This window comes from Novosphingobium sp. (genome assembly GCF_032093395.1).
Taxonomy (GTDB): Bacteria; Pseudomonadota; Alphaproteobacteria; order Sphingomonadales; family Sphingomonadaceae; genus Novosphingobium.
The window spans coordinates 30,865-37,506 of the sequence record NZ_DAMDBA010000030.1 but is presented as its reverse complement, the minus strand read 5'-3'; the positions used below and the strand labels follow the sequence as shown (position 1 = coordinate 37,506).

Genomic DNA, 6,642 nt, shown 5'->3' with positions numbered 1-6,642 from the left:
GAGCGCGGCGTTCACCAGGCGTTGGCGCTGAAGGCGCGAGACGCCGGCGAAGGCAGCACTTTCGATATCGATGGTGAAATGCGATTCGCCGGTTCCGTCATCGCCCATGTGACCCGCGTGACTGGCGGAATCGTTGACGACGTCAAGATAAGTGGGGGTGAAGGCGGCTTCGAGAAGCTGCCGCATTTCCTGTGCGATCGGTCCGTTCATGGGCTTCCATTTAGGCGTTCGATCCCCCATCTGGAAGCCGGTGAGACATTCTAGATTTCATGGCAGGGTCGAATCCGGTGGTCGCATGTGCAACTGGCCGGGCTGCGAGGAGGCGGGCGAGTTCCGCGCGCCGGGCGCCCGCCTGCCCGGTTTCGACGGGCCGGGCGACTATCGCTGGTTCTGCCTCGGCCATGTTCGCGAGTTCAATTCGGGATACGATTACTTCGACGGAATGAGTGCGGAGGAGATCTTCCGCGCGCAGTCACCCTTGCATGGCTGGGAGGCGCAGAGCCGTGCGTTTCGCCCGGATGCGGGAGTGGACGGCACGCCGCGCTGGGCCGATTTCTCCGATCCGCTGGAAGCGATCAGCGGCCGGGCCCGGGCGCATATGCGTCAACGCCAGGCCGACATGAAGCCCGAAAATGCCCGCTTCAACCCGGAAGAGCGTCGCGCTCTCGATGTGCTGGGGCTGGAGGGCGACGTTGACAGCAAAACTCTGAGGCTGCGCTACACGCGCCTGCTGCGGCAATATCACCCCGACCATAACGGCGGTGACCACAGCCGCGCCTCGCGTCTTCAAGGCGTGGTGGAAGCCTACCAGTTGCTGCGAAAGTCACCGGCTCTGGCTTGAAGGCGCCTGCCTCTTCGACGCAACATGATTGCGGGCGAACGGGCATTGACTTTGAGAGGTCGGTGAGGCGTTATGTCGATGACGGGCATATGCGGGCGCCCGTTCAGACGGCTCCGTCCAAGTTCCGCTCCATCTGCCGCGTGCGCGGCGAGGGGAGCGTTTGAATGACGATTGGAACTCCTTCGACATCGCCAATCGAAACCGGGCCAATCGAAACCGGGCCAATCGAAACCGGGCCAATCGAAACCGGGACGCCACCGATACCGTTGCCGCCGATACCCTTGATGGCGCTGTTCCTGAAGTTTCTTCGCTTTGGCGCGCTCGCTTTCGGCGGACCGGTTGCCCAGATTGCGATGCTTCGGCAGGCGCTGGTGGACGAGGAAGGTTGGATCGAGAAGGCAAGGTTCAACCGACTGCTCGCGGTTCTGCAGGTGCTGCCGGGGCCTGAAGCGCATGAACTGTGCGTTCATATGGGAATGATTGCGCGGGGTAGGATCGGCGGATTGCTCGCTGGCCTTGGTTTCATGCTGCCTGGGTTCTTGCTCATGCTGGCTGCGGGCTGGGTCTATGTGACCTGGGTGGCTGGCGATGCGGAGCTTTCGGGCGTTCTACTTGGCGTGCAGATCGTCGTCCTGGCGATAATCTTTCGCGCGGTGGTGCGGATAGGAGAGCACATCGTCGAGAATTGGTTATTAGGCCTGATCGCGGTAGCAAGCCTGGTCGTGACCCTGGCAGGCGTGCCGTTCTGGCTTCCTCTCGCGATGGGAGGGCTTGCCTATGCCGTCTCGCACCGCCCGGTAGCGACTACGCTGACTGTTGTTGGAACCATCGGGCTTGCGATAGTGCTTCATGCGCACGGACATGCGCCTCCACCGCTGCTGACCAAGGACACAGCCCATGTTCCTGTGACCGTCTTTGCATTGTTCCTGGCGGGTTTGAAAGGCGGGCTCCTGACCTTCGGGGGCGCCTACACTGCCATTCCCTACGTGCGAGCGGATACGGTCGGCCGTGGCTGGATCGGCGATGCCGCGTTTCTTGACGGCATTGCAATTGCCGGGGTGCTACCTGCGCCGCTGGTTATTTTTGCTACTTTCGTGGGGTACGTCACCAACGGCACGGCCGGCGCGCTGGCCATTACCGCAGGCATGTTCCTCCCGGCTTTTGCCTTCTCGCTCGTCCTGTTCGAGAAGCTTGAAGCTCTCGTTGAAAACCCTGCATTTCATCGGATTCTGGAGGGCGTCGCAGCAGCGGTGGTAGGGATCATCGCTGCAACGTTCCTTCAACTCGGCCATGCTACCAGTACCCGCATTTCGGGCCACATGGTGGCAATCGCGCTGTTCGCCGCCGCGCTGTCATTCGTGTGGCGTGTCAAAGGGCCATGGGTAACGCCTGCGATTATAGCGGCAGGCGGGGCAATGGGATGGGCATTGTTCTAGGGTGCGTGGGGATTCACATGCAACCTAAGACAGCAATGAGGGGATGCCATAAGCTCCGTCTCGATCAGGAGTTATGAGTTTACGGCCTGGCTGCCACGTCGAGCCCCGAGCGCATGCTTTTGCACGAACCGCGGATTGCCGTTCAGGATTTCTCCCGTTCGCAAATCTCCGCGAGCTGATCCGCGCATGCGCCCCAGCCTTCGGTGAAGCCCATCTCCTCATGCTGCTTCATAGTTTCGGCGCTCCAGTGGCGGGCGCGGGCGGTATAGCGGGTGCCGTTGGCTTCGGGGGCGATTTCCCAGATGCCGATCATGAAGGGGCCGGACGGCTGGAAACCTTCCGTGACGGCATCCGTGGTGACGAAGCGATGGCCTTCGTCATAAGCCAGGTAGATGCCGTTCTGGGGGGCAGTCTCGCCATCGGGGCCGAACATCGTCATGCGGCAGGCGCCGCCGGGACGCCTGTCCTGTTCATCGATTTCGACGCGCCAGGGGCGGGGGCACCACCACTCCTCCTGCCGGTTCGCCATGACCTCCCATACTTCGGCGACCGGCGCGTCGATATAGCGCGTAACCGAGAGTTCGTGGTTCGTATCGCTCACGGCAGGTTCTCCTCAATCGCGTTCCGGGGCGCCGAGCGGGAAATAGGAACGGAACGGGCGGGCATCCTCGACGCAGCGCGATACCGGCGGCAGGGCAAGAAGATGTGCACGCCATGCGCGCAGACGCGGGCGGTCTTCCGGTATCGGATGAACCCAGTCGGCATAGAACAGCGAGGGCGCCGCGGCGCATTCGATCAGCGAGATCTGGTCCATCTGCGGATAGAACAGAAGCCAGCCTTCGAGCCAGGCATAGACCCTGTCGAGCTGGTCTCGCGCCTCGGCGCAGCGCACCTGGTCGGGCTGGGCGGAGTCCCGGATATATTCGTTCACCACGATCTGCATCACGTTCATGACGTAGTTGTCGAAGACGCGATCGAGCATGCGAATGGCCGTCGCCGCATCGGGATCTTCCGGAATCAGCATCCCCGGCGAGACATGGTGCCGGTCGAGATACTCGATGATCGTCGTCGCTTCGAAAAGGAGGTTTTCGCCGTCGCGCAGCACCGGGAACTTGCCCAGCGGCCCGGCCATCTGCACCGCTTCGGAATGGTCCGGATGGTCCTCGTCCAGAATGCGGAACGCGAAAGGCACTTCATAGGCGTAAAGCGGTATCAGCGCCTTCCAGGTATAAGAAGAAAACGGGTGGCCGAACAGTTCGAGGCTGGGTTCCGGGTTCACGCCTCGATCGTCCCGGAAGCGTCTCCTGCAACAGCGGCCTCGATCGTGGCGATGTCGATCTTGCGCATCGTCATCATCGCTTCCATGCCCCGCTTCGCCGCGGCGCGATCGGGGTTGATGAGGGCGTCGCTGAGGGCCTTGGGGGTGATCTGCCAGGAGAGGCCCCACTTGTCCTTACACCAGCCGCACATGCTTTCCGCGCCGCCGTTATCGACGATGGCGTTCCAGTATCGATCGGTTTCCTCCTGGGTCAGCGTCTCGACCTGGAAGGAGAACGCCTCGGTCTGCGGGAAAGTGGGGCCGCCGTTCAGGCCGATGCATTCGATGCCCATCACCGTGAACTCCACGGTGATGACGTCTCCCGTCTTGCCGTCCGGGTAGTCAGTGGGCGACTGGACGACACGGGCGACATGGGTTTCAGGAAAAACCGAGGCGTAGAAGTTCGCCGCTTCCTCGGCTGCGCCGTCGTACCAGAGGCAGACCCGGTTCTTGGCCGTCACTTCTTCATCTCCTCGATGAGGGCGTTGTCCACGGCCTTGGCCGCCTTGTAGGCATCGCGAGCCTGGAGACGATCGGCATAGGCCACGAAAGCCGGTCGAGGCGGCATCGTGCCGAACGTCAGCCCCCAGTCCACCGCACTGCCGACATAAACGTCGGCCATGGTGAAGCGTTTGCCGCAGACGTAATCCGACCTTTCGAAATGACCCTCCAGCGCATTGATCGTGCGCTCGAAATTGCCCCAGCCCGCCATCATCTCCTGCTCGGGGGAAGGTTCGCACTTGAAATGGCGCGAGGTGATCGCCTGCTCAACCGGGCCGGCGGCGAAGAGCGTCCAGCGGTAATAGTCCGCCGCTTCCGCATCGCTTGGCAACAGGCCCGCTTCCGGGTGCATGTCGGCAAGATAAAGGCAGATCGCCGCCGCCTCGGTGACGGTGCGGTCTACGCCGTCGGCATGGTGGACGATGGTAGGTACTTTGCCCATGGGGTTCACGGCGAGAAAGCGCTCTGGCTTGTCCTTCCATTCGACGAGCACCTGCTGATAGTCGGCGCCGGCTTCGTGGAGAGCCCAGCGTGCGATCTGCCCGCGCGACATCGGATTGGTATAGAAGGTGTAGTCGGCCATGCTTCCTGCTCCGTCCCTCTGTGTAACACTGGAACAATCCTAGAACATCGCGTCGCCGTCAATGGCCTTGCGGTTCTGTCGCCTCTCAGTCGCCTTTGGGCCCGACGAGGCCGAAACCGGCGCCTTGCGGGTCGGTCGCCACGACGATCCAGTCGCCGCCCGGCACTTCATGCGGTCCCATCAACACCGTTCCGCCATTCGCCTCGATCGCCTTTTTCGCTTCGGCGATGGAGGGTACGCCGAAGTAGAACATCCAGACCGAGGGCTGGCTCTCCTCCTGGCGCTGCATGATCGCGCCGAGGGTCTGGCCATGGTGGCCGATGAAGCAGTAATCTCCCAACTCGCCCATCGACATCTTCTCGTCGAAGGTGAAGCCGAAGTGCTTGCCGTAGAAGGCCATCGATCCGGCCTGGTCGGGGCTGGCCAGTTCGTTCCAGCGCACCCGTTGGTTCTCGGATACGGAGAACACGTCGCTGGCCGCGTCGGGCCGGTCGGCGGGTGGAATCGGCTTCATCAGGTAGATCGGCACGCCCTGCGGATCGGCGACCATGGCGATGCGGCCGACGGGCAGGTCGGTGGCGGGCATCTGCACTTTGCCGCCCTCCGCCGTGATCGCGTCGACTTCCGCGTCCACGTTCTCGACATGGAGATAGGGGAGCCAGATCGGCCTTGCTCCTCCCTCCGCCATATCTTCGGTGATCTGCATCGCGCCGCCCGCCATGCCGCCGTCGTCGCGGACGATCATGCGGTAGTCCAGGCCGCCGGACGCCTCGGGGTCGGAATGGGTGGCGATGGTCCAGCCGACCACTTCGCGATAGAACGCCGCCGCGCCCTCGACATCGCTGGTCAGCAGTTCGTACCAGATGAAGCTTCCCACGGGATTGGCCACGCTCATTCTCCCGATCGGCTGGCGGGCAGCTCGACAACGGCGTCGAACCCGCCGAAGATCATGCGCTTGCCGTCGAAAGGCGGCGGATTGGTGGCCGGATCGAAGCGCGGGTCGTTCTTCATGAGTTCCATGAGCAGGCCCATCTGCCGGTCGCGCGTCTCCTTGTCGGGCCACTCTATCCAGCTGAAGCATACCGTTTCGTCTTCCTTGGCCTCTACCGAGCGGAAGAAGTCGGTCTGCTTGCCGTGCTGGAGATCGTCGCCCCAGCATTCCACGACGCGAGTGGCGCCGTATTCCAGGAAGTATTCGTCCATCTCCCGCGCATGGGCGATGAACTTGTCCTTGTTGGCAAGCGGTACGGCGAGCACGAAACCATCGACATAAGGCATGGCTATTCTCCTAGTTGGCGGGAGAGGCGTAGCTTTCGAGTTGTTCTGCAAGCGCCCGGCGAAAGGCGGGGCGGCTTTCCCCACGCGTTTTGTAGGCGGCGAGCGCGGGGTAGTCCCTGAGGATCGGCGTATGATCGAGAATGCGCAGCACCGTGATCATCACAATGTCGGCGATGGAGAAGGGCCCCGCCAGCCAATCGGCTTCGCCCAGCGCGGCCTCGGTTGCGGAGAGCCTCGCTTCCACCAGCTTGAGGGCGCTTGGCCGGGCCTCTTTCGCCCAGGGCTTTCCGGCCTGGAAAAAGTCCAGCATGCCGATCTGTCCGATGAAGGGCTCCACGCTGTTGAGCGCCGCTAAAAGCCAGGTGATCGCCTGCCAGCGGGCTGTGGGATCGACGGGAAGCAGCCGGGCGTCCTGCTCGCCGAGATAGAGCAGGATGGCGCCGCTTTCGAACAATCGCTGCCGGCCGTCGTCGAAGGCGGGCACCTGCCCGAACGGTTGCCAGGATTTGTAGCTGTCAGGACGGGGCGTGAACACGTCCAGCAGTTCCACCCGGTAGTCCCTGTCGATTTCCTGCAGGGCCCAACGGATCCGCAAGTCGCGGACCTGCCCGCGAACCGGCGCGGGAACGTCTGCATAGGCCGTCAGGACGGTCGAGGCGGAATCGCATTGCGGCATCGATTCTCT

The 6,642-nt window shown here is 62.8% G+C and carries 10 protein-coding genes; 2 read left to right on the top strand and 8 right to left on the bottom strand.

Annotated features, from left to right (window positions below):
* A partial coding sequence (locus RT424_RS12095) for a BolA family protein (protein WP_313438250.1) occupies positions 1 to 210 on the bottom strand: 210 nt, incomplete at its 3' end.
* 40 nt (positions 211 to 250) lie between these two features.
* Here RT424_RS12095 and RT424_RS12090 point away from each other — a divergent pair.
* Both RT424_RS12090 and chrA read left to right on the top strand, forming a co-directional pair.
* The gene (locus RT424_RS12090) at positions 251 to 841 is read left to right on the top strand and encodes a DnaJ domain-containing protein (RefSeq protein ID WP_313438247.1); all 591 of its coding nucleotides are present in this window, start codon (positions 251 to 253) and stop codon (positions 839 to 841) included.
* 164 nt (positions 842 to 1,005) lie between these two features.
* A complete protein-coding gene (gene chrA, locus RT424_RS12085) occupies positions 1,006 to 2,277 on the top strand; it encodes a chromate efflux transporter (protein ID WP_313438244.1) in 1,272 nt (423 codons plus the stop codon).
* Between the two features lie 142 nt (positions 2,278 to 2,419).
* On the opposite strand, the gene RT424_RS12080 is transcribed toward chrA, so the two are convergent.
* The 7 genes from RT424_RS12080 to RT424_RS12050 all read right to left on the bottom strand — a co-directional run bounded on the left by RT424_RS12080 (position 2,420) and on the right by RT424_RS12050 (position 6,633).
* Positions 2,420 to 2,878, bottom strand: coding sequence for an SRPBCC family protein (locus tag RT424_RS12080; RefSeq protein ID WP_313438241.1), 459 nt, complete (start codon positions 2,876 to 2,878; stop codon positions 2,420 to 2,422).
* A 12-nt stretch (positions 2,879 to 2,890) separates the two neighbouring features.
* Entirely contained in the window at positions 2,891 to 3,556 is a 666-nt protein-coding gene (locus RT424_RS12075) for a glutathione S-transferase family protein (RefSeq protein WP_313438238.1), read from the bottom strand.
* Positions 3,553 to 4,056 carry a VOC family protein gene (locus RT424_RS12070; protein ID WP_313438235.1) on the bottom strand — a complete coding sequence of 168 codons (504 nt, stop codon included), beginning with the start codon at positions 4,054 to 4,056 and terminating at the stop codon, positions 3,553 to 3,555. The genes RT424_RS12075 and RT424_RS12070 overlap by 4 nt, the downstream gene beginning before the upstream one ends.
* Positions 4,053 to 4,679, bottom strand: coding sequence for a glutathione S-transferase family protein (locus RT424_RS12065; protein WP_313438232.1), 627 nt, complete (start codon positions 4,677 to 4,679; stop codon positions 4,053 to 4,055). The genes RT424_RS12070 and RT424_RS12065 overlap by 4 nt, the downstream gene beginning before the upstream one ends.
* 85 nt (positions 4,680 to 4,764) lie before the next feature.
* Positions 4,765 to 5,574 carry a VOC family protein gene (locus RT424_RS12060; protein ID WP_313438229.1) on the bottom strand — a complete coding sequence of 270 codons (810 nt, stop codon included), beginning with the start codon at positions 5,572 to 5,574 and terminating at the stop codon, positions 4,765 to 4,767.
* The gene (locus RT424_RS12055) at positions 5,571 to 5,957 is read right to left on the bottom strand and encodes a DUF1428 domain-containing protein (protein WP_313438226.1); all 387 of its coding nucleotides are present in this window, start codon (positions 5,955 to 5,957) and stop codon (positions 5,571 to 5,573) included. The genes RT424_RS12060 and RT424_RS12055 overlap by 4 nt, the downstream gene beginning before the upstream one ends.
* 10 nt (positions 5,958 to 5,967) lie before the next feature.
* Positions 5,968 to 6,633: a glutathione S-transferase family protein gene (locus tag RT424_RS12050; RefSeq protein WP_313438223.1), complete on the bottom strand. Its 666-nt coding sequence runs from the start codon at positions 6,631 to 6,633 to the stop codon at positions 5,968 to 5,970.
* Between the last annotated feature and the right edge of the window lie 9 nt (positions 6,634 to 6,642).